This is a genomic window from Streptomyces sp. NPDC042346, assembly GCF_055581845.1.
In genome coordinates this window covers 841837-866574 of the sequence record NZ_JBVJEH010000001.1, presented here as the reverse complement: position 1 = coordinate 866574, position 24738 = coordinate 841837, and the positions used below count along the sequence as shown (strand labels likewise).

7 protein-coding genes are annotated in these 24738 nt (G+C 74.3%); all 7 read left to right on the top strand.

What is annotated here, in order from left to right:
* Nucleotides 1-69: 69 nt before the first annotated feature.
* The 7 genes from ACZ6K0_RS04105 (at nt 70) to ACZ6K0_RS04075 (ending at nt 24617) form a co-directional block, all read left to right on the top strand.
* A complete protein-coding gene (locus ACZ6K0_RS04105; protein WP_469227974.1) occupies nt 70-11406 on the top strand; it encodes an SDR family NAD(P)-dependent oxidoreductase in 11337 nt (3778 codons plus the stop codon).
* An 88-nt stretch (nt 11407-11494) separates the two neighbouring features.
* Nucleotides 11495-16204 carry a type I polyketide synthase gene (locus tag ACZ6K0_RS04100; RefSeq protein WP_469574982.1) on the top strand — a complete coding sequence of 1570 codons (4710 nt, stop codon included), beginning with the start codon at nt 11495-11497 and terminating at the stop codon, nt 16202-16204.
* A 68-nt stretch (nt 16205-16272) separates the two neighbouring features.
* Complete coding sequence (locus ACZ6K0_RS04095) at nt 16273-20340, top strand: type I polyketide synthase (protein ID WP_469574980.1); 4068 nt, start codon at nt 16273-16275, stop codon at nt 20338-20340.
* Nucleotides 20337-21182 (top strand): thioesterase II family protein, encoded by an 846-nt coding sequence (locus ACZ6K0_RS04090; RefSeq protein WP_376401939.1) that lies wholly within the window; start codon nt 20337-20339, stop codon nt 21180-21182. Before ACZ6K0_RS04095 ends, ACZ6K0_RS04090 begins: the two co-directional genes overlap by 4 nt.
* A complete protein-coding gene (locus ACZ6K0_RS04085) occupies nt 21164-22492 on the top strand; it encodes a cytochrome P450 family protein (RefSeq protein WP_469229645.1) in 1329 nt (442 codons plus the stop codon). The genes ACZ6K0_RS04090 and ACZ6K0_RS04085 overlap by 19 nt, the downstream gene beginning before the upstream one ends.
* A gap of 74 nt (nt 22493-22566) precedes the next feature.
* Nucleotides 22567-23847, top strand: a complete 1281-nt coding sequence (locus ACZ6K0_RS04080; protein WP_469229643.1) for an activator-dependent family glycosyltransferase — start codon at nt 22567-22569, stop codon at nt 23845-23847.
* Nucleotides 23848-23903: 56 nt separating this feature from the next.
* Nucleotides 23904-24617 carry a class I SAM-dependent DNA methyltransferase gene (locus tag ACZ6K0_RS04075; RefSeq protein ID WP_469229641.1) on the top strand — a complete coding sequence of 238 codons (714 nt, stop codon included), beginning with the start codon at nt 23904-23906 and terminating at the stop codon, nt 24615-24617.
* Nucleotides 24618-24738 lie beyond the last annotated feature (121 nt).

Below are 24738 nucleotides of genomic sequence, written 5' to 3'. Positions count from 1 at the left end.
GTCCCGGGCACCTCGACTCGAATCACGTCATGCGCGCCTCGGGCGCCTCCAGGAACTCAAGGGGACAGCGTGTCCACGGTGAACGAAGAGAAGTACCTCGACTACCTGCGTCGTGCCACGGCAGACCTCCACGAGGCCCGCGGCCGCCTCCGCGAGCTGGAGGCCAAGGCGGGCGAGCCGGTGGCGATCGTGGGCATGGCGTGCCGCCTGCCGGGCGGTGTCGCCTCGCCTGAGGACCTGTGGCGCCTGGTCGAGGGCGGCCGGGACGCGATCTCGGAGTTCCCGCAGGACCGCGGCTGGGACGTGGAGGGCCTGTACGACCCGGACCCGGAGGCCACGGGCAAGAGCTACGCCCGGGAGGCCGGATTCCTGTACGAGGCGGGCGAGTTCGATGCCGACTTCTTCGGGATCTCGCCGCGCGAGGCCCTCGCCATGGACCCGCAGCAGCGCCTCCTCCTGGAGGCGTCCTGGGAGGCGTTCGAGCACGCCGGCATCCCGGCGGCCACCGCGCGCGGCACGTCGGTCGGCGTGTTCACCGGCGTGATGTACCACGACTACGCCACCCGGCTCACGGACGTCCCCGAGGGCATCGAGGGGTACCTGGGCACCGGCAACTCCGGCAGCGTCGCCTCGGGCCGGGTCGCGTACACGCTCGGCCTTGAGGGCCCAGCGGTCACGGTCGACACGGCGTGTTCGTCGTCGCTCGTCGCCCTGCACCTCGCGGTGCAGGCCCTGCGCAAGGGCGAGTGCGACATGGCCCTCGCCGGCGGCGTCACGGTCATGTCGACGCCCAGCACCTTCGTGGAGTTCAGCCGCCAGCGCGGCCTGGCACCGGACGGCCGGTCCAAGTCCTTCTCGTCGACGGCGGACGGCACCAGCTGGTCCGAGGGCGTCGGCGTGCTCCTCGTCGAGCGCCTGTCGGACGCGCGGCGCAAGGGTCACCGGGTGCTCGCCGTGGTCAGGGGCACCGCCGTCAACCAGGACGGTGCGAGCAGCGGCCTGACGGCCCCGAACGGCCCGTCGCAGCAGCGGGTCATCCGGCGGGCGCTTGCCGACGCCCGTCTGACGCCGGGCGACGTGGACGTCGTCGAGGCGCACGGCACGGGCACGCGGCTCGGAGACCCCATCGAGGCGCAGGCCCTGCTCGCCACGTACGGGCAGGAACGCAACGGCGAACAGCCGCTGCGGCTCGGCTCGTTGAAGTCCAACATCGGGCACACGCAGGCCGCGGCCGGCGTCTCCGGTGTCATCAAGATGGTCCAGGCGATGCGCAACGGCGTGCTGCCGAAGACCCTCCACGTGGAGAAGCCGACGGACCAGGTGGACTGGTCGGCTGGTGCGGTGGAGCTCCTCACCGAGGCCATGGACTGGCCGGACAAGGGTGACGGCGGACTGCGCCGGGCGGCGGTCTCGTCGTTCGGCGTCAGCGGGACGAACGCGCACGTCGTACTGGAGGAGGCCCCGGCCGGCGAGGCGGCGCGGGCCGTCGAGTCCCCCGCCGGTGTGGTCCCGTGGCTCGTTTCCGCGAAGACCCCGGCCGCGCTCGACGCCCAGATCAGCCGACTCGCGGCGTACGCCGACAGCCGTACGGACGTGGACCCGGGTGCGGTGGCGCGCGTACTGGCCTCTGGGCGTGCGGAGTTCGAGCACCGCGCGGTGGCGACCGGCGCCGGGCGAGACGACCTCATTCAGGCGCTAGCCGCTCCGGAGGGGCTGATACGCGGCACGGCGTCCGACCTCGGACGCGTGGCGTTCGTGTTCCCCGGCCAGGGGACGCAGTGGGCCGGGATGGGCGCCGAACTCCTCGACGTGTCGAAGGAGTTCGCGGACGCGATGGCCGAGTGCGAGGCCGCGCTCGCGCCGTACGTGGACTGGTCGTTGGAGGCCGTCGTCCGGCAGGCGCCCGGTGCTCCTTCGCTGGAGCGGGTCGATGTCGTCCAGCCGGTCACCTTCGCCGTCATGGTGTCGCTCGCGCGAGTCTGGCAGCACCACGGTGTGACGCCGCAGGCCGTCATCGGGCACTCGCAGGGCGAGATCGCCGCCGCGTGCGTCGCCGGTGCGCTGAGCCTGGACGACGCCGCGCGTGTCGTGGCCCTGCGCTCCAAGTCGATCGCCGCGCACCTCGCCGGCAAGGGCGGCATGCTCTCCCTCGCCCTCAGCGAGACCGCCACCCAGGCACGCATCCAGAACCTCGACGGGCTCTCGGTCGCGGCCGTCAACGGCCCCACCGCCACCGTCGTCTCCGGCGACCCGACCCAGATCCAGGAACTCGCCACCTCCTGCGAAGCCGACGGAGTCCGCGCCCGGATCATCCCCGTCGACTACGCCTCCCACAGCGCCCACGTCGAGACCATCGAGAGCGAGCTCGCCGAGGTTCTGGCCGGGCTCGCCCCGCGCTCGCCGCAGGTGCCGTTCTTCTCGACGCTCGAAGGCGGCTGGATCACCGACGCCGTTCTGGACGGTGCCTACTGGTACCGGAACCTGCGTCACCGCGTCGGCTTCGCACCCGCCGTCGAGACACTCGCCGCAGACGAGGGCTTCACCCACTTCATCGAGGTCAGCGCCCACCCCGTCCTCACCATGGCCCTCCCCGAAACCGTCACCGGTCTGGCCACCCTGCGTCGCGACAACGGCGGCCTGGAACGACTCGTCACCTCCCTCGCCGAAGCATGGGCCAACGGCCTCCCCGTCGACTGGGCGCCCTTCCTCCCCGCCGCCACGTCCCAGCCCGACCTCCCCACGTACGCCTTCCAGCGCCGCCACTACTGGCTCCACAACTCCCCCGCCGTCCAGGGCTCCGTGCAGGACTCCTGGCGCTACCGCCTCGACTGGAAGCGCCTCGCCGTCGCCGAGCAGGCCGCCGGGACCGGGCTGTCCGGCCGGTGGCTCGTCGTCACCCCCGAGGGCTACTCCTCCGAGGCGGCCCCGGTGCTCGCCGCGCTGGCCGGCGCCGGCGCCGACCCCGTACAGCTGGACGTGTCCGCGCTGGGCGACCGACAGCGACTCGCGGAGGCGCTGGAGGAGGCCCTGGCGGCCGGCGGGGCCGTCGACGGCGTCGTCTCGCTGCTGGCGTGGGACGAGCGGGCGCACCCCGCTCACCCCGCGCCCTTCACCCGGGGCACCGGCGCCACCCTCACCCTGGTGCAGGCACTGGAGGACGCCGGCGTCGGCGCCCCGCTGTGGTGCGTCACCCGGGGCGCGGTGTCCGTCGGCCGGGCCGACCACGTCACCTCCCCCGCCCAGGCCATGGTGTGGGGCCTCGGCCGGGTCGCCGCGCTCGAGCACCCCGAGCGGTGGGGCGGCCTGATCGACCTGCCCGCCGACACCGGCCGACTCGCCGACACCCGCCTGCCCGCCGACACCGACCTGCTCACGGACGTCGACCTGCTCACGGACGCCGGCCGGTCGGCCCTGGACCGTCTGACCACGGTCCTCGCCGGCGGTACGGGCGAGGACCAGGTCGCCGTACGCGCCTCCGGGCTGCTCGCCCGCCGTCTGGTCCGCGCCCCCCTCGCCGCCCACGGCACGGCCGCGCCGTGGTGGCAGGCCGACGGCACGGTGCTCGTCACCGGCGCCGACGAGCCGGCGGCCGCCGAGGCCGCGCGCCGGCTGGCCCGTGACGGCGCCGGACACCTCCTCCTCACCGTCCCCTCCGGCACCACGGACTCCGGCGTGGACACGGACCTCGCCGACCTCGTCGCCGAGCTCGCGGACCTGGGCGCCGAGGCCACCGTCGTGGCCTGCGACCTCACGAACGCGGACGCGGTCGCACGCCTGCTCACCGAAGTCCCCGCCGAGCACCCGCTCAGCGCCGTCCTGCACCTGCCGCCGACGGTCGGCTCCGACCCGCTCGCCGCGACCGACCCGGACGCGCTCGCCCGCGTCGTGACCGCGAAGGCCGCCGGCGCGCTGCACCTGGACAACCTCCTGCGGAAGGCCGGGGGAGCAGGGAAGGCCGGAGAGGCCGCCGCGGCCGGACACCGTACGCCCGTCCTCGTCCTCTTCTCCTCCGTCGCCGCGATCTGGGGCGGCGCCGGGCAGGGCGCGTACGCCGCCGGTACCGCCTTCCTCGACGCCCTCGCCGGTCAGCACCGGGCCGACGGCCCCACCGTGACCTCCGTGGCCTGGAGCCCCTGGGAGGGCAGCGCGGTCACCGAGGGCGCGACCGGCGAGCGGCTGCGCCGTCTCGGCCTGCGCCCCCTCGCCCCCGCGACGGCGCTCACCGCCCTCGACACCGCGCTCGGCCACGGCGACACCGCCGTCACGATCGCCGACGTCGACTGGGCGAGCTTCGCCCCCGGCTTCACCACGGCCCGGCCGAGCACGCTCCTCGCCGACCTGCCCGAGGCGCGCCGTGCGCTCGACGAGCAGCAGACGCCGACCGCCACCGACGACACCCTCCTGAGCCGCGAGCTGGCCGGCCTCACCGGCGCCGAACAGCAGCGTCGCATCCAGGAGTTGGTCCGCGACCACCTGGCCGTGGTCCTCAACCACCCCTCCCCGGACGCCGTCGACACCGGGCGGGCCTTCCGTGACCTCGGCTTCGACTCGCTGACGGCGGTCGAACTCCGCAACCGCCTCAAGAACGCCACCGGCCTGGCCCTCCCGGCCACCCTGGTCTTCGACTACCCGACCCCCCGGACGCTCGCGGACTTCCTCCTCGCGGAGATCCTGGGCGAGCAGGCCGGCGGCGCCGAGCCGGTGCCAGCGGACAGCGGCGTCACCGACGAGCCGGTCGCCATCGTGGGCATGGCGTGCCGCCTGCCCGGTGGCGTCGCCTCGCCTGAGGACCTGTGGCGGCTCGTCGCGGGCGGCGGGGACGCGATCTCCGAGTTCCCGCAGGACCGCGGCTGGGACGTCGAGGGGCTGTACGACCCGGACCCGGACGCGTCCGGGCGGACGTACTGCCGCGCCGGCGGATTCCTGGACGACGCGGGCGAGTTCGACGCCGACTTCTTCGGGATCTCGCCCCGCGAGGCCCTCGCCATGGACCCGCAGCAGCGCCTCCTCCTCGAAACCTCCTGGGAAGCCGTCGAGGACGCCGGGATCGACCCGACCTCCCTGCGGGGACAGCAGGTCGGCGTCTTCGCGGGCACCAACGGCCCCCACTACGAGCCGCTGCTCCGCAACACCGCCGAGGACCTGGAGGGCTACGTCGGTACGGGCAACGCCGCCAGCATCATGTCGGGCCGGGTCTCGTACACGCTGGGCCTTGAGGGCCCGGCGGTCACCATCGACACGGCGTGCTCGTCGTCGCTGGTCGCCCTCCACCTCGCCGTGCAGGCCCTGCGCAAGGGCGAGTGCGGGCTGGCGCTCGCGGGCGGCGTGACCGTCATGTCGACGCCCACGACCTTCGTGGAGTTCAGCCGGCAGCGTGGGCTCGCGGAGGACGGCCGGTCGAAGGCGTTCGCCGCGTCGGCCGACGGGTTCGGCCCATCGGAGGGCGTCGGCATGCTCCTCGTCGAGCGCCTTTCGGACGCGCGACGCAACGGGCACCGGGTGCTCGCGGTCGTGCGCGGCAGCGCCGTGAACCAGGACGGAGCGAGCAACGGCCTGACGGCCCCGAACGGCCCGTCGCAGCAGCGCGTCATCCGGCGCGCCCTGGCCGATGCCCGCCTCACGCCGAACGACGTGGACGTCGTCGAGGCGCACGGCACGGGCACCCGGCTCGGCGATCCCATCGAGGCACAGGCACTCCTCGCCACCTACGGGCAGGGACGGGACGCCGAACAGCCCCTTCACCTCGGGTCGTTGAAGTCCAACATCGGGCACACGCAGGCCGCCGCCGGCGTCTCCGGCATCATCAAGATGGTCCAGGCGATGCGCCACGGCGTGCTGCCGAAGACCCTCCACGTGGACAGGCCCTCGGACCAGATCGACTGGTCGGCGGGTGCGGTGGAGCTCCTCACCGAGGCCAGGGACTGGCCCGAGAAGAACGACGGCGGACTGCGCCGCGCCGCGGTCTCCTCCTTCGGCATCAGCGGCACGAACGCGCACGTCGTACTGGAGGAAGCCCCGGCGGACGAGCAGACCCCGGCCGCCGAGCCGTCGGTCGGCGGTGTCGTGCCGTGGGTGGTGTCCGCGAAGACTCCGGGCGCGCTGGAGGCGCAGATCGGGCGGCTCGCCGCGTTCGCCGACAGCCGTACGGACGTCGATCCGGGCGCCGTCGCACGCGTACTCGCCGGTGGACGTGCCCAGTTCGAGCACCGGGCCGTCGCGATCGGCACAGGGCGGGACGACCTGGCGGCGGCACTGGCCGCACCCGAGGGTCTGGTCCGGGGCGTCACCTCCGGTGTCGGCCGGGTCGCCTTCGTGTTCCCCGGCCAGGGCACGCAGTGGGCCGGGATGGGCGCCGAACTCCTTGACGTATCAAAGGAGTTCGCGGAATCGATGGCCGAGTGCGAGACCGCGCTCTCCGCGTACGTGGACTGGTCGCTTGAGGCCGTCGTCCGACAGACGCCGGGGGCGCCCTCCCTGGAGCGCGTGGATGTCGTCCAGCCCGTCACCTTCGCCGTCATGGTGTCGCTGGCGCGGGTCTGGCAGGCGTTCGGTGTGACGCCGCAGGCCGTCATCGGGCACTCCCAGGGCGAGATCGCCGCCGCGTGCGTCGCCGGTGCGCTGAGCCTCGACGATGCCGCGCGTGTCGTGGCCCTGCGCTCCAAGTCCATCGCCGCCCACCTCGCCGGCAAGGGCGGCATGATCTCCCTCGCCCTCAGCGAGACCGCCACCCAGGAACGCATCCAGAACCTCGACGGGCTCTCGGTCGCGGCCGTCAACGGCCCCACCGCCACCGTCGTCTCCGGCGACCCGACCCAGATCCAGGAACTCGCCACCACCTGCGAGACCGACGGCATCCGCGCCCGGATCATCCCCGTCGACTACGCCTCCCACAGCGCCCACGTCGAGACCATCGAGGACGACCTCGCCAAGGTCCTCGCCGGACTCACCCCTCAGGCCCCTCGCGTGCCGTTCTTCTCCACGCTCGAAGGCGCCTGGATCACCGAGCCCGCCCTCGACGGCACCTACTGGTACCGCAACCTCCGCCACCGCGTCGGCTTCGCACCCGCCGTCGAAACCCTCGCCACCGACGAAGGCTTCACCCACTTCATCGAAGTCAGCGCCCACCCCGTCCTCACCATGACCCTCCCCGAAACCGTCACCGGACTCGGCACCCTCCGCCGCGACAACGGCGGACAGCACCGCCTCACCACCTCCCTCGCCGAAGCCTGGGCCAACGGCCTCACGGTCGACTGGAATGCTCTCCTCCCCGCGACGACCACCACCCACCCCGACCTCCCCACCTACGCCTTCCAGACCGAGCGCTACTGGCCGCAGCCCAACCCCTCCGCCGCCGGTGACATCACCTCCGCCGGTCTCGGGGCGGCCGAGCACCCGCTGCTCGGTGCGGCCGTTCCGCTCGCGGACTCCGACGGCTGCCTGCTGACGGGGAGCCTTTCCCTCCGTACGCACCCCTGGCTGGCCGATCACGCGGTGTCCGGCACCGTGCTGCTGCCGGGGACGGCCTTCGTGGAGCTGGCGTTCCGGGCCGGGGACCAGGTCGGCTGCGATCTGGTCGAGGAGCTCACCCTCGACGCGCCGCTCGTCCTGCCCCGCCGCGGCGCGGTCCGCGTGCAGGTGTCCGTCGGCGCGAGCGACGCGTCCGGTCGCCGGACGTTCGGCCTGTATGCGCACCCCGAGGACGCGCCGGGCGAGGCGGTGTGGACGCGCCACGCCACCGGTGTCCTGGCCGCCCGCGCGCACGGCACCACCCCCGCCCCCGTCGCCGACACGGAGGCCTGGCCGCCGCCGGGCGCCGAGCCGGTGGACGTGGACGGTCTGTACGAGCGTTTCGCGGCGCGCGGCTACGGCTACGGCCCCGTCTTCCAGGGCGTCCGTGGCGTCTGGCGGCGTGGCGACGAGGTGTTCGCCGACGTGGCCCTGCCGACCGAGGCCGCCGGCGCCGAGGGCGCGCGGTTCGGTCTCCACCCGGCACTGCTGGACGCCGCCGTGCAGGCGGCCGGTGCGGGCGGGGCGTTCGGCGAGGGCACGCGACTGCCGTTCGCCTGGAGCGGGCTCTCGCTGTACGCGGTCGGCGCCACCGCCCTCCGGGTGCGGCTGGCCCCCGTCGGCCCGGACACCGTGTCCCTGACCGCCTCCGACGCCACCGGGCAGCCGGTGCTCGCCGCGGACTCCCTCACGGTGCTTCCCGTCGACCCCGCGCAGCTGGCGGCTCTCAGCGACCCGACGCCGGACGCGCTGCACGTCCTGGAGTGGACCGCCTGGGACGGTGCCGCGCAGGCGCTGCCCGGCGCGGTCGTGCTGGGCGCCGACGCCAACGCCGACGGCCTCGCCGAGGCGCTGCGCGCCGGCGGCACCGAGGTCCTGCCCTTCCCGGACCTCGCCGCCCTGGCGCAGGCCGTCGACCGGGGCGAGACCCCGGCCCCGACGACCGTCCTGGCGGCCTGCCCCGCTGCCGGCCCCGGTGGGCCGGAGCACGTCCGCGAGGCCCTGCACGGGGCGCTCGCGCTGATGCAGGCCTGGCTCGCGGACGACCGGTTCGGCGACGCGCGGCTGGTGCTCGTGACCCGTGACGCGGTCGCCGCCCGTTCCGGCGACGCGCTGCGGTCGACGGGACAGGCCGCCGTGTGGGGTCTCGGCCGGTCCGCGCAGACGGAGAGCCCGGGCCGGTTCGCCCTGCTCGACCTCGGCACCGCGGGGAACACCACCCCCGGCACCTCAGGGAACGCCGCCCTCGGCACCTCAGGGGACGTCGCTCTCGGCGCCGCTGGGAACTCCGCCCTCGGCGCCTCCGGGGACGCCGCTCTCGGCGAGACCCTGGCGACGGCCCTCGGCTCCGACGAGCCGCAGCTCGCCGTCCGGGACGGCGCGCTCTTCGTCCCCCGTCTGGCCCGGGCCACCGCGCCCGCCGCGTCCGACGGCCTCGCCGCCCTGCCGCTTCCCGCCGCTCCGGCCCTCTGGCGCCTGGAGCCCGGTACGGACGGCAGCCTGGAGAGCCTGGCCGCGGTACCCGGCGACGCCGACTCCCTCGCCCCTGAACCGCTGGGTCCGGGACAGGTCCGCATCGCCGTACGGGCCACCGGTCTCAACTTCCGCGACGTCCTGATCGCCCTCGGCATGTACCCCGATCCGGCGCTGATGGGCACCGAGGGTGCCGGTGTGGTCACCGCGACCGGCCCCGGCGTGACGCACCTCGCCCCCGGCGACCGCGTCATGGGCCTGCTGTCCGGCGCGTACGCCCCGGCCGTCGTCGCCGACGCCCGGACCGTCGCGCGGATGCCCGAAGGGTGGACGTTCGCCCAGGCCGCCTCCGTACCGGTGGTGTTCCTGACGGCCGTCTACGCCCTGCGCGACCTGGCGGACGTCAAGCCCGGCGAGCGCCTGCTCGTCCACTCCGCCGCCGGCGGCGTGGGCATGGCCGCCGTGCAGCTCGCCCGGCACTGGGGCGTGGAGGTCCACGGCACGGCGAGCCCCGGGAAGTGGGAGGCCCTGCGCCGCCTCGGCCTGGACGACGCGCACATCGCCTCCTCCCGCACGCTCGACTTCGAGACCGCGTTCCGCACCTCCGCACCCAGCGGGACCGGGTCCGGGACCGGGTCCGGGATCGGGACCGGATCCGGGGGCGGCATGGACGTCGTCCTGAACTCGCTCGCCCGCGAGTTCGTCGACGCCTCGCTGCGCCTGCTCGGCCCGGGCGGCCGTTTCGTGGAGATGGGCAAGACCGACGTCCGCGACGCGGAGAAGGTCGCCGCCGACCACCCCGGCGTCGGCTACCGCGCCTTCGACCTCGGCGAGGCCGGGCCGGGGCGGATCGGCGAGATGCTCGACGAGGTCCTCGCCCTCTTCGAGAGCGGGGTGCTCCAGCACCTCCCCGTCACCACCTGGGACGTCCGCCGCGCCCGCGACGCCTTCCGGCACGTCAGCCAGGCCCGCCACACGGGCAAGGTCGTCCTCACCCTGCCGTCGGGGCTCGACCCGGAGGGAACCGTCCTGGTGACCGGCGGCACGGGCGCGCTGGGCGGCATCGTGGCGCGCCATGTGGTGAGCGAGTGGGGTGTGCGGCGTCTGCTGCTCGTGAGCCGTCGCGGCCCCGACGCTCCGGGTGCCGGAGAGCTCGTGGCCGAGCTGGAGGGCTTGGGAGCGGTGGTGTCGGTGGCCGCGTGCGACGTGGCGGACCGCGAGTCCCTCACCGACCTACTGGCCGGAATCCCGGCCGAGCACCCGCTGACCGCCGTCGTCCACACGGCAGGCGTCCTGTCCGACGGCACCGTCCCGTCGATGACGACGGCGGACGTCGAGCACGTCCTGCGCCCCAAGGTCGACGCGGCGTTCCTCCTCGACGAGCTGACCACGGCGTCCCACGCCGACCTGGCCGCGTTCGTCATGTTCTCCTCCGCCGCCGCCACCTTCGGCGGCGCGGGCCAGGGCGCGTACGCGGCGGCCAACGCCACCCTCGACGCCCTCGCGTTCCGCCGACAGGCGGCCGGGCTCCCCGCCCTCTCCCTCGGCTGGGGCCTGTGGGCCGAGAACAGCGGCATGACCGGCGGACTGAGCGACACGGACCGCTCGCGGCTCGCCCGTTCCGGTGCGACGCCCATGAACAGCGCGCTGACCCTGTCCCTCCTGGACGCGGCGATGCGCCGCGACGACCCGGCGCTCGTCCCGATCGCCCTGGACGTTGCCGCACTCCGCGCCCAGCAGCGCGACGGCATGCTGGCGCCGCTGCTCAGCGGGCTCACCCGCGGGTCGCGGCCCGGCGGCACGCCGGTCAACCAGCGCAGGACCGCCACCGGCGGCCCCGGCGAGGCGGACACGGACCTCGCCGGGCGGCTCGCCGCGATGACGCCGGACGAACGGGCCGCGCACCTGCGGGACCTCGTCCGTACGCACGTGGCCACCGTCCTCGGACACGGCACCCCGAGCCGGGTCGACACCGAGCGCGCGTTCCGCGACACCGGCTTCGACTCCCTCACCGCCGTCGAACTCCGCAACCGCCTCAACGCCGCCACCGGCCTGCGGCTCCCGGCCACGCTCGTCTTCGACCACCCGACCCCCGGGGAGCTCGCCGGGCACCTGCTCGACGAACTCGCCGCGGGCGCGGGCGGGTCCTGGACGGACGGTCCCGGATCGGGCTCCGGTTCCGGAGGGACCGGCTCGGCGACGGACCGGCAGACCACGGCCGCCCTCGCCGAACTCGACCGGCTGGAGGGGGTACTCGCCTCCCTCGCACCCGCCGCCGGCGGCCGTCCGGAGCTCGCCGCCCGGCTCAGGGCGCTGGCCGCGGCCCTCGGGGACGACGGCGCCGACGACGCCCCCGACCTGGACGACGCGTCCGACGACGACCTCTTCTCCTTCATCGACAGGGAGCTGGGCGACTCCGACGTCTGACCTCCACGACCGGCACCACCAACACCCCCGGCACCACCGGCACCACCAGCCCCCACACACACGGAACGGACAGGCGAGAACGGGAGCCATGGCGAACAACGAAGACAAGCTCCGCGACTATCTCAAGCGCGTCACCGCCGAGCTGCAGCAGAACACCAAGCGTCTGCGCGAGATCGAGGGACGCACGCACGAGCCGGTGGCGATCGTGGGCATGGCGTGCCGCCTGCCGGGCGGTGTCGCCTCGCCTGAGGACCTGTGGCGGCTGGTGGCCGGGGACGGGGACGCGATCTCGGAGTTCCCGGAGGACCGGGGCTGGGACGTGGAGGGCCTGTACGACCCCGACCCGGACGCGTCCGGCAGGACGTACTGCCGGTCCGGCGGATTCCTGCACGACGCGGGCGAGTTCGACGCCGACTTCTTCGGGATCTCGCCGCGCGAGGCCCTCGCCATGGACCCGCAGCAGCGGCTGTCCCTCACCACCGCGTGGGAGGCGATCGAGCACGCGGGCATCGACCCGACGTCCCTGAAGGGCAGCGGCCTCGGCGTCTTCGTCGGCGGCTGGCACACCGGCTACACCTCGGGGCAGAGCACGGCCGTGCAGTCGCCGGAGCTGGAGGGCCACCTGGTCAGCGGCGCGGCGCTGGGCTTCCTGTCCGGCCGTATCGCGTACGTCCTCGGTACGGACGGGCCGGCCCTGACGGTGGACACGGCGTGTTCGTCGTCGCTCGTCGCCCTGCACCTCGCGGTGCAGGCCCTGCGCAAGGGCGAGTGCGACATGGCCCTCGCCGGCGGCGTCACGGTCATGCCGAACGCGGACCTCTTCGTCCAGTTCAGCCGGCAGCGCGGGCTGGCCTCGGACGGCCGGTCGAAGGCGTTCGCCACCTCGGCGGACGGGTTCGGCCCGGCGGAGGGCGCCGGAGTCCTCCTGGTGGAGCGCCTGTCGGACGCGCGGCGCAACGGGCACCGGGTGCTCGCGGTCGTACGCGGCAGCGCGGTCAACCAGGACGGCGCGAGCAACGGCCTGACGGCACCGAACGGCCCGTCGCAGCAGCGCGTGATCCGGCGGGCCCTGGCGGACGCCCGGCTCGCGGCGGGTGACGTGGACGTCGTCGAGGCGCACGGCACGGGGACGCGGCTCGGCGACCCCATCGAGGCGCAGGCGCTCATCGCCACGTACGGGCAGGAGCGCAGCAGCGAACAGCCGCTGAGGCTGGGCGCGTTGAAGTCGAACATCGGGCACACCCAGGCGGCGGCCGGTGTCGCCGGTGTGATCAAGATGGTCCAGGCGATGCGCCACGGGCTGCTGCCGAAGACCCTCCACGTGGACGAGCCCTCGGACCAGATCGACTGGTCGGCGGGCACGGTCGAGCTCCTCACCGAGGCCAGGGACTGGCCGGAGAAGAACGACGGCGGACTGCGCCGCGCGGCGGTCTCCTCCTTCGGCATCAGCGGGACGAACGCCCACGTGGTCCTGGAGGAGGCCCCGGCCGCCGAGACGGCGGCGCGGTCCGTCGAGTCCCCCGCCGGTGTGGTCCCGTGGCTGGTGTCGGCGAAGACCCCGGCCGCGCTCGACGCGCAGATCGGGCGGCTCGCGGCGTACGCGGACAGCCGTACGGACCTGGACCCGGCCGCGGCGGGCCGCGCACTCCTCGACGGACGCACGGCGATGGAACACCGCGCCGTCGCCATCGGCGACAGCCGAGAGACCCTGCGGGACGCGCTGCGGATGCCGGAAGGGCTCGTACGCGGCACGGCGTCCGACCTCGGACGCGTGGCCTTCGTCTTCCCCGGCCAGGGCACCCAATGGGCCGGCATGGGAGCCGAACTCCTCGACGTATCAAAGGAGTTCGCAGACGCCATGGCCGAGTGCGAGACCGCACTCTCCGCGTACGTGGACTGGTCCCTGGAAGCCGTCGTCCGACAGACGCCGGGCGCGCCCTCCCTGGACCGGGTCGACGTCGTCCAACCCGTCACCTTCGCCGTCATGGTCTCCCTCGCCAAGGTCTGGCAGCACCACGGCATCACACCCCAGGCCGTCATCGGCCACTCCCAAGGCGAGATCGCCGCCGCGTACGTCGCCGGAGCCCTCACCCTCGACGACGCCGCCCGCGTCGTCGCCCTCCGCTCCAAGTCCATCGCCGCCCACCTCGCCGGCAAGGGCGGCATGATCTCCCTCGCCCTCAGCGAGAGCGCCGCCCTCGAACGACTCACGGCCTTCGACGGGTTGTCGGTGGCGGCAGTCAACGGGCCCACTGCCACTGTGGTGTCGGGCGACCCGACCCAGATCGAGGAACTCGCCGCCGCCTGCGAGGCCGACGGGATCCGCGCGCGGATCATCCCCGTCGACTACGCCTCCCACAGCCGGCAGGTCGAGATCATCGAGAAGGAGCTCGCCGAGGTCCTGGCCGGGCTCACCCCCCGCTCGCCGCAGGTGCCGTTCTTCTCCACGCTCGAAGGCACCTGGATCACCGAACCCGCCCTCGACGGCGCCTACTGGTACCGCAACCTCCGCCACCGCGTCGGCTTCGCACCCGCCGTCGAAACCCTCGCCACCGACGAAGGCTTCACCCACTTCATCGAGGTCAGCGCCCACCCCGTCCTCACCATGGCCCTCCCCGAAACCGTCACCGGACTCGGCACCCTCCGCCGCGAACAGGGAGGCCAGCACCGCCTCGTCACCTCCCTCGCCGAAGCCTGGGCCAACGGCCTCCCCATCAACTGGACTTCCCACCTCCCCACGACGGCCACCCACCCCGACCTCCCCACCTACGCCTTCCAGACCGAGCGCTACTGGCTCCAGAGCGCCGCCCCCACCAGCGCCGCCGACGACTGGCGCTACCGCGTCGACTGGAAGCCGCTGGCGACCGCCGAGCAGGCGGACCTGGCCGGCCGGTGGCTCGTTGCCGCCGGTGGTGAGCCCGACGCCGAGCTGCTGGGCGCGCTGAAGGCCGCCGGGGCCGAGGTGGAGGTGCTGGAGACGGGCGGGGACGACGACCGCGAGGCGCTCGCCGCCCGGCTCGCCGGGCTGACGACCGGTGCGGGATTCACGGGTGTGGTCTCGTTCCTCGACGGACTCACGCCCCTTCTCGCCTGGGTGCAGGCGCTGGGCGACGCCGGAATCGACGCACCTCTGTGGTGCGTCACCCGGGGCGCCGTAGCCGTCGGCCGACACGACACTCCCGCCGACCCCGAGCAGGCCATGCTCTGGGGCCTCGGCCGGGTCGTCGCCCTCGAACACCCCGACCGCTGGGCCGGTCTCGTCGACCTCCCCACCACGGAGCTCGACGCAGCCGCGCTCGGCCACCTCACGACCGTCCTCTCCGGCAGCACCGGAGAAGACCAAATCGCCATACGGGCAACAGGACTTCACGCCCGCCGCCTCGCCCGCGCCCCCCTCCACGGACGCCGCCCCACCCGCGACTGGCAGCCCCACGGAACCGTCCTCATCACCGGCGGCACCGGAGCCCTCGGCAGCCACGCCGCCCGCTGGACGGCCCAACACGGCGCCGACCACCTCCTCCTCATCAGCCGCAGCGGCGACCAAGCCCCCGGAGCCACCCAACTCGCCGACGAACTCACCTCCCTCGGCGCACGCGTCACCATCGCCGCCTGCGACGTCGCCGACCCCCACGCCCTGCGCACCCTCCTCGACACCCTCCCCGCCGACGCACCCCTCACCACGGTCATCCACACCGCCGGCGCACCGGGCGGCGACCCCCTGGACGCCACCGGCCCCGAGGACGTCGCCCGCATCCTGGGCGCGAAGACCAGCGGCGCCCAGGTCCTCGACGACCTGCTGCGCGGCACTCCGCTGGACGCCTTCGTCCTGTACTCCTCCAACGCCGGGGTCTGGGGCAGCGGCGGCCAGGGCGTCTACGCGGCGGCCAACGCCCACCTCGACGCCCTCGCCGCCCGGCGCCGGGCCCGTGGCGAGACCGCGACCTCGGTCGCCTGGGGTCTCTGGGCGGGCGACGGCATGGGCCGGGGCGCCGACGACGCGTACTGGCAGCGGCGCGGCATCCGCCCGATGAGCCCGGACCGCGCCCTGGACGAACTGGCCAAGGCGCTGTGCCACGACGAGACCTTCGTCGCCGTGGCCGACGTGGACTGGGAGAGGTTCGCGCCCGCGTTCACGGTCTCGCGCCCCAGCCTCCTGATCGACGGCGTCCCGGAGGCGCGGCAGGCACTCGCCGCACCCGCCGGCGGCACCGCGGCCCCCGGCGACACGGCTTCGGCGGCGTCCGGGCAGTCGACGGCGCTGGCCGCGATCACCGCGCTCCCCGAGGCCGAGCGCCGGCCCGCGCTCCTCGCGCTCGTCCGCACCCACGCGGCGGCCGTACTCGGTCACCCCTCCCCCGACCGGGTGGCTCCGGGCCGCGCCTTCACCGAGCTCGGCTTCGACTCGCTGACGGCCGTGCAGCTCCGCAACCAGCTCTCGGCTGCGGTCGGCAAGCGGCTCCCCGCCACCACGGTCTTCGACCACCCGACGCCCACCGCGCTCGCCGCGTACCTCCATCAGGAGTACGTCGCGCCGGCCGACCCCGCCCCCACCGACTGGGAGGGGCGGGTACGCCGGGCCCTGGCCGAACTGCCCCTCGACCGGCTGCGCGACGCGGGTGTCCTCGACGCCGTCCTGCGCCTCACCGGCATCGAGCCCGAGCCGACACCCGGCCGGACGGACGGCGGAACCGCCGGCCCCGGCACAGAGTCGGAGGCGGACGCGGAGCCGGAGGCGTCGATCGACGACCTCGACGCCGAGGCCCTGATCCGGATGGCTCTCGGCCCGCGCACCAGCTGACCCACACATCAGGTCACACGCCCCCCACACGCCCACAACCCCATCCACGAGCGGAAGACCACACCCAGATGACGAGTTCCAACGAGCAGTTGGTGGACGCTCTGCGCGCCTCTCTCAAGGAGAACGAAGAACTCCGCAAAGAGAGCCGCCGCCAGGACGACCGTCGGCAGGAGCCCATGGCGATCGTCGGCATGAGCTGTCGGTTCGCCGGCGGTATCGGGTCCCCCGAGGACCTCTGGGACGCCGTCGCCGCGGGCAAGGACCTCGTCTCCGACGTGCCGGAGGAGCGCGGCTGGGACATCGACTCCCTCTACGACCCGGAGCCCGGGCGGAAGGGCACGACGTACGTCCGCAACGCCGCGTTCCTCGACGACGCCGCCGGCTTCGACGCGGGCTTCTTCGGGATCTCGCCCCGCGAGGCCCTCGCCATGGACCCGCAGCAGCGGCAGCTCCTCGAAGCCTCCTGGGAGGTCTTCGAGCGGGCCGGCATCGACCCCGCGTCGGTGCGCGGCACGGACGTCGGCGTGTACGTGGGATGCGGCTACCAGGACTACGCGCCGGACATCCGGGTCGCTCCCGAAGGCACCGGCGGGTACGTCGTCACCGGCAACTCCTCCGCCGTGGCCTCCGGGCGCATCGCGTACTCCCTCGGTCTGGAGGGACCCGCCGTGACCGTGGACACGGCGTGCTCCTCGTCGCTCGTCGCCCTGCACCTCGCCCTGAAGGGCCTGCGGAGCGGCGACTGCTCGACGGCCCTCGTGGGCGGTGTGGCCGTCCTCGCGACGCCGGGAGCGTTCATCGAGTTCAGCCGCCAGCAGGCCATGGCCGCCGACGGCCGGACCAAGGGGTTCGCCTCGGCGGCGGACGGCCTCGCCTGGGGCGAGGGCGTCGCCGTCCTCCTCGTCGAACGCCTCTCCGACGCGCGGCGCAAGGGACACCAGGTGTTGGCCGTCGTGCGCGGCAGCGCCATCAACCAGGACGGTGCGAGCAACGGGCTCACGGCGCCGCACGGCCCGTCCCAGCAGCGGCTGATCCGCCAGGCGCTGGCCGACGCGCGGCTCGTGTCGAGCGACGTGGACGTCGTGGAGGGCCACGGCACGGGGACGCGGCTCGGCGACCCGATCGAGGCGCAGGCGCTGCTCGCCACGTACGGGCAGGGACGTGCGCCGGGGCAGCCGCTGCGCCTGGGCACGGTGAAGTCGAACATCGGGCACACGCAGGCCGCTTCCGGTCTCGCGGGTGTGATCAAGATGGTGCAGGCGATGCGCCACGGGCTGCTGCCGAAGACCCTGCACGTGGACGAGCCGACGGACCAGGTCGACTGGACGGCCGGTTCGGTCGACCTGCTCACCGAGGCCATGGACTGGCCGGAGCAGCCGGGCCGGCCCCGGCGGGCGGGTGTGTCGGCGTTCGGCGTCGGCGGTACGAACGCGCACGTGGTCCTGGAAGAGGCCCCGGCCACCGAGACGGCGGCGCGGTCCGTCGAGTCCCCCGCCGGTGTGGTCCCGTGGCTGGTGTCGGCGAAGACCCCGGCCGCGCTCGACGCCCAGATCAGCCGACTCGCGGCGTACGCCGACAGCCGTACGGACCTGGACCCGGCCGCGGCGGGCCGCGCACTCCTCGACGGACGCACGGCGATGGAACACCGCGCCGTCGCCATCGGCGACAGCCGAGAGACCCTGCGGGACGCGCTGCGGATGCCGGAAGGGCTCGTACGCGGCACGGCGTCCGACCTCGGACGCGTGGCCTTCGTCTTCCCCGGCCAGGGCACCCAATGGGCCGGCATGGGAGCCGAACTCCTCGACGTATCAAAGGAGTTCGCAGACGCCATGGCCGAGTGCGAGACCGCACTCTCCGCGTACGTGGACTGGTCCCTGGAAGCCGTCGTCCGACAGACACCGGGCGCCCCCTCCCTGGACCGGGTCGACGTCGTCCAACCCGTCACCTTCGCCGTCATGGTCTCCCTCGCCAAGGTCTGGCAGCACCACGGCATCACACCCCAGGCCGTCATCGGCCACTCCCAAGGCGAGATCGCCGCCGCATACGTCTCGGGAGCACTCACCCTCGACGACGCCGCCCGCGTCGTCGCCCTCCGCTCCAAGTCCATCGCCGCCCACCTCGCCGGCAGGGGCGGCATGATCTCCCTCGCCCTCAGCGAGGAAGCCACCCAGGCACGCATCCAGAACCTCGACGGGCTCTCGGTCGCGGCCGTCAACGGCCCCACCGCCACCGTCGTCTCCGGCGACCCGACCCAGATCCAGGAACTCGCCACCTCCTGCGAAGCCGACGGCATCCGCGCCCGGATCATCCCCGTCGACTACGCCTCCCACAGCGCCCACGTCGAGACCATCGAGGACGACCTCGCCAAGGTCCTCGCCGGACTCACCCCGCGCTCGCCGCAGGTGCCGTTCTTCTCCACCCTCGAAGGCGCCTGGATCACCGAACCCGCCCTCGACGGCGCCTACTGGTACCGCAACCTCCGCCACCGCGTCGGCTTCGCCCCCGCCGTCGAGACACTCGCCACCGACGAAGGCTTCACCCACTTCATCGAAGTCAGCGCCCACCCCGTCCTCACCATGGCCCTCCCCGAAACCGTCACCGGACTCGGCACCCTCCGCCGCGACAACGGCGGACAGCACCGCCTCACCACCTCCCTCGCCGAAGCCTGGGCCAACGGCCTCCCCATCAACTGGACTTCCCACCTCCCCACGACGGCCACCCACCCCGACCTCCCCACCTACGCCTTCCAGCACCGCCCCTACTGGATCAACCCCTCGGCCCCCGGCGAAGCTCCCACCCACACCGCTCCCGACAGCGAGGCCGAGGCCGAGACGGGTCTGGTGTGGGGTCCCGGTGCCGCCGAGCTCGACGAGGAGGGGCGGCGCGGCGTCGTGCTCGCCATGGTGCTGCGGCAGGCGGCCGCCGTCCTCGGGCACGACACGCCCGACGAGCTCGCGGCCGACCGGCCCCTGCGGGAGCTCGGCTTCGACTCGCTGACCGCCGTCGAGCTCCGTAACCGCATCAACCGGCTGTCCGGACTCCGGCTGCCCGCCACAGCGGTGTTCGAGCACCCCACGCCCGCCGCGCTGGCCGACCGCGTCAGCGGCGAGCTGGCCGAGCGGGGCTGGGCCGTCGCCGAGCCCCGCTCGGAGGAGCGGACCACCGCCTCGGGCGTGCCCGCGCCGCGCCGCACGTCCGGCACTGCGGCCGGCATCACCCCCGGCACCGCGTCCGGCGCCGACGGCGGCATGTTCCGCGCCCTGTTCCGGCAGGCCGTGGACGACGGCCGGTACTCCGAGTTCCTCGGTGTGCTCGCCGAAGCCTCGGCGTTCCGTCCGCAGTTCGCCACGCCCGAGGCCTGCTCGGATCGGCTCGACCCGGTGCTGCTCGCCGGCGCCCCGGCCGACGACCGGGCGGGAGTCCGTACGCTGCTCGTCGGCTGCACCGGCACCGCGGCGAACGGCGGCCCGCAGGAGTTCCTGCGGCTCAGCGCCTCCTTCCAGGAGCAGCGGGACTTCCTCGCGCTGCCCCTGCCCGGCTACGGCACCGGTACGGGCACCGGCACCGCTCTCCTCCCGGCCGACCTCGACACCGCGCTCGACGCCCAGGCCCTGGCGCTCCTCCGGGCCGCCGGGGACGCCCCGGTCGTCCTGCTCGGGCACTCCGGCGGCGCCCTGCTCGCCCACGAGCTCGCCTTCCGCCTTGAGCGGGCCCACGGCGCCCCGCCCGCCGGGATCGTCCTGGTCGACCCCTATCCGCCGGGCCATCAGGAGCCCGTCGAGGCATGGAGCAGGCAGCTCGGCGAGGGCCTGTTCGCCGGCGAGCTGGAGCCGATGGCCGACGCGCGGCTGCTCGCCATGGGCCGGTACGCCCACTTCCTCGCCGGCCCCCGGCCGGGCCGCAGCAGCGCGCCCGTCCTCCTGGTGCGCGCCTCCGAGCCGCTGGGCGACTGGTCGGACGAGCGCGGCGACTGGCGCGCCCACTGGGACCTTCCGCACACCGTCGCGGACGTGCCCGGCGACCACTTCACGATGATGCGGGACCACGCGCCCGCCGTCGCCGGAGCCGTCATGGCGTGGCTCGACGGCATCGAGCAGAACGCCTCCCTCCGGACCGCGCAGGGAGCGAACCAGTGAGCGACAGATCCCTGAACGTGGACAGCGGCCTGTGGGTCCGGCGGTTCCACCCGTCGCCGAACAGCACGGTGCGGCTGGTCTGCCTGCCTCACGCCGGCGGCTCCGCCAGCTATTTCTTCCGCTTCTCCGAGGAGCTCCACCCTTCCGTCGAGGCCCTGTCGGTGCAGTATCCGGGCCGCCAGGACCGGCGCGCCGAGCCGTGCCTGGAGAGCGTCGAGGAGCTCGCCGAGCACGTGGTCGCGGCCACCGAACGCTGGTGGCAGGAAGGCCGGCTGGCGCTCTTCGGGCACAGCCTCGGGGCCTCCGTCGCCTACGAGGCGGCCCGGATCCTCGAACACCGGCACGGGGTGCGGCCCGAGGGCCTGTACGTGTCGGGGCGGCGCGCCCCGTCCCTGGCGCCTGCCGAGCTCGTGCACCAGCTGGACGACCGGGCCTTCCTGGCCGAGATCCGGCGCCTCAGCGGCACCGACGACCGGTTCCTCCAGGACGACGAGCTGATGCGGATGGTGCTGCCGGCGCTGCGCAGCGACTACAAGGCCGCGGAGACGTACGAGCACCGGCCGACCCCCAAGCTCGGCTGCCCGGTGATGGCCCTGGCCGGCGACCGCGACCCGAAGGCGCCGCTGAACGAGGTCGCCGAGTGGCGGCGGCACACCAGCGGGCCGTTCTGCCTGCGCGCCTACTCCGGCGGCCACTTCTACCTCAACGACCAGTGGCACGAGATCTGCAACGACATCTCCGACCACCTGCTCGTCACCCGCTGCGCACCCGAACCGCGTGTCGTGCAGCCCCCGACCAGTCTTATCGAAGGAGCGGCGAAGAGATGGCAGAACCCACGGTGAGCGACGACCTGACGGGGGCGCTCACGCAGCCCCCGCTGGGCCGTACCGTCCGCGCGGTGGCCGATCGCGAACTCGGCACCCACCTCCTGGAGACCCGCGGGATCCACTGGATCCATGCCGCGAACGGCGACCCGTACGCCACCGTGCTGCGCGGCCAGGCGGACGACCCGTATCCCGAGTACGAGCGGCTGCGCGCCCGGGGTCCGCTGTCCTTCAGTCCGACCGGCAGCTGGGTCACCGCCGACCACGCCCTGGCGGCCGGCATCCTCTCCTCCGCGGACTTCGGGGTGTCCGGTGCCGACGGCGTGCCCGTGCCGCAGCAGGTCCTCTCGTACGGGGAGGGCAGCCCGCTGGAGCACGAGCGGGGGCTGCCGGCGGCGCGCCGGGCGGCGGAGTCCGGTGACCGTGCCGTGGTCGAGCGGGTCCACCGGGAGACGCTGGAGGGCCTCGCGCCGGACCCGTCGGCCGCGTACGCGTTCGAGCTGGTGGGCGGTTTCGTCCGCCCGGCGGTGACGGCCGCTACGGCCGCCGTGCTCGGTGTCGCCGCGGACCGGCGCGCGGAGTTCGGCGCGCTCGTGGAGCAGCTCCGGCCGCTGTCCGACAGTCTGCTGGCCCCGCAGTCCCTGCGGACGGTACGGGCGGCCGACGACGCGCTGGCCGCGCTCGCGACCCTGCTCGCCGAAGCCGCGACCGACTCCCGCGACGGCTCTCCCAGCGGTTCCTCCGGTGACTTCCGTGACTCCGGTGGCCCCGGCTCCTCCGGTGACTCCCGCGACGGCTCTCCGGGCACCGCCGTCGGCCCGCACGGTGCGCTGCTGTCGGCGCTGGGTGTCACCGCCGCCGTCCAGCTCACCGGCAACGCCGTGCTCGCGCTCCTCGCCCACCCCGGGCAGTGGCGGGAGCTGTGCGAACGGCCCGGGCTCGCCTCGGCCGCCGTGGAGGAGACCCTCCGCTACGACCCGCCGGTGCAGCTGGACGCCCGGGTGGTCCGTACGGAGACGGAGCTGGCGGGCCGGCGCCTGCCGGTCGGCGCCCATGTCGTCGTCCTCACGGCCGCCGCCGGGCGTGACCCGGAGGTCTTCGCGGACCCGGAGCGCTTCGACCTCGCGCGCCGCGACGCCGCCGCGCACCTCGCGCTGCACCCCGCCGGTCCGTACGGCCCGGTGGCGTCCCTGGTGCGGCTCCAGGCGGAGGTGGCACTGCGGACCCTGGCGGGCCGTTTCCCGGGGCTGCGGCAGGCCGGGCCCGTGCTCCGTCCCCGCCGTGCCCCCGTGGGCCGCGGGCCGCTGAGCGTCCCGGTGAGCGCCTGAGACACCGGGGCGCGGTCCGCCGCCGTCGCCCCACCCCGCCCCGCCCCTCCACCGGCAGGAAGGACAACGACGCCATGCGCGTCCTGCTGACCTCGTTCGCACATCACACGCACTACTACGGCCTCGTGCCCCTGGCCTGGGCGCTGCTCGCCGCCGGGCACGAGGTGCGGGTCGCCAGCCAGCCCGCGCTCACGGACACCATCACCGGGTCCGGGCTCGCCGCGGTGCCCGTCGGCACCGACCACCTCATCCACGAGTACCGGGTGCGGATGGCGGGCGAGCCGCGTCCCAACCACCCGGCGATCGCCTTCGACGAGGCCCGTCCGGAGCCGCTGGACTGGGACCACGCCCTCGGCATCGAGGCGATCCTCGCGCCGTACTTCTATCTGCTCGCCAACAACGACTCGATGGTCGACGACCTGGTCGACTTCGCCCGGTCCTGGCAGCCGGACCTGGTGCTGTGGGAGCCGACGACCTACGCGGGCGCCGTCGCCGCGCAGGTCACCGGCGCGGCGCACGCCCGGGTCCTGTGGGGGCCCGACGTGATGGGCAGCGCCCGTCGCAAGTTCGTGGCGCTGCGGGACCAGCAGCCGCCCGAGCACCGCGAGGACCCGACCGCCGAGTGGCTGACGTGGACCCTCAACCGGTACGGCGCGTCGTTCGAGGAGGAGCTGATCACCGGTCAGTTCACCGTCGACCCGACGCCGCCGAGCCTGCGCCTCGACACCGGCCTGCCGACCGTCGGCATGCGGTACGTCCCGTACAACGGCACGTCGGTCGTGCCCGACTGGCTGAGCGAGCCGCCGGCGCGGCCCCGGGTCTGTCTGACCCTCGGCGTCTCGGCGCGCGAGGTCCTCGGCGGCGACGGCGTCTCGCAGGGCGACATCCTGGAGGCGCTCGCCGACCTCGACATCGAGCTGATCGCGACGCTCGACGCGAGCCAGCGCGCCGAGGTGCGCAACTACCCGAAGCACACCCGGTTCACGGACTTCGTGCCGATGCACGCGCTGCTGCCGAGCTGCTCGGCGATCATCCACCACGGCGGTGCGGGCACCTACGCGACGGCCGTGATCAACGCGGTGCCGCAGGTCATGCTCGCCGAGCTGTGGGACGCGCCGGTCAAGGCGCGGGCCGTCGCGGAGCAGGGCGCCGGGGTGTTCCTGCCGCCGGCCGACCTCACCCCGCAGGCCGTGCGGGACGCCGTCGTCCGCATCCTCGACGACCCCTCGGTCACCGCCGCCGCGCAGCGGCTGCGCGACGAGACCTTCGCCGACCCGACCCCGGCCGGGATCGTCCCCGAGCTGGAGCGGCTCGCCGCAGAGCACCGCCGCCCGCCGGCCGACGCCCGCCCCTGAGCCGTACCTCTGACCCGTCCGGGGCACACCCCCGGCCCACCGAAAGCAGGAGTTCCGTGTACGAAGTCGACCACGCCGACGTCTACGACCTGTTCTACCTCGGTCGCGGCAAGGACTACGCCGCCGAGGCCTCCGACATCGCCGACCTGGTGCGCTCCCGTACGCCCGAGGCGTCCTCGCTCCTGGACGTGGCCTGCGGCACCGGCACGCACCTGGAGCACTTCACCAAGGAGTTCGCCGACACCGCCGGCCTGGAGCTGTCCGAGGACATGCTCACCCACGCCCGCACCCGGCTGCCCGACGCCACGCTCCACCAGGGCGACATGCGGGACTTCCGGCTCGGCCGCAGGTTCTCGGCCGTCGTCAGCATGTTCAGCTCGGTCGGCTACCTCCGTACGACCGACGAACTCGACGCGGCCGTCGCCTCGTTCGCGGAGCACCTGGAGCCGGGCGGCGTCGTCGTCGTCGAGCCGTGGTGGTTCCCGGAGACCTTCGCCGACGGCTGGGTCAGCGCGGACGTCGTCCGCCGGGACGGGCGCACCGTGGCCCGTGTCTCGCACTCGGTGCGGGAGGGCGACGCGACGCGCATGGAGGTGCACTTCACGGTGGCCGACCCGGGCCGCGGCGTCCGGCACTTCTCCGACGTCCACCTCATCACGCTCTTCCACCAGGCGCAGTACGAGGCCGCGTTCACGGCCGCCGGGCTGCGCGTCGAGTACCTGGAGGGCGGCCCGTCGGGCCGTGGCCTCTTCGTCGGCGTGCCCGCCTAGTACCGCGTACGACCGCACGGGCCTACGACCGCACGGCCTACGGACGTACGGGCCTGCGGACGTACCGGCCTGCGGACCCCCCACAGCCCCCCGGGACGAACCCCCGGGTGCACCAAGCAAA

Coding starts and splice junctions, on each gene's coding strand:
- ACZ6K0_RS04100 (WP_469574982.1), top strand. CDS start 11,495: ATGGCGAACAACGAAGACAAGCTCCGCGACTATCTCAAGCGCGTCACC.
- ACZ6K0_RS04095 (WP_469574980.1), top strand. CDS start 16,273: ATGACGAGTTCCAACGAGCAGTTGGTGGACGCTCTGCGCGCCTCTCTC.
- ACZ6K0_RS04085 (WP_469229645.1), top strand. CDS start 21,164: ATGGCAGAACCCACGGTGAGCGACGACCTGACGGGGGCGCTCACGCAG.
- ACZ6K0_RS04080 (WP_469229643.1), top strand. CDS start 22,567: ATGCGCGTCCTGCTGACCTCGTTCGCACATCACACGCACTACTACGGC.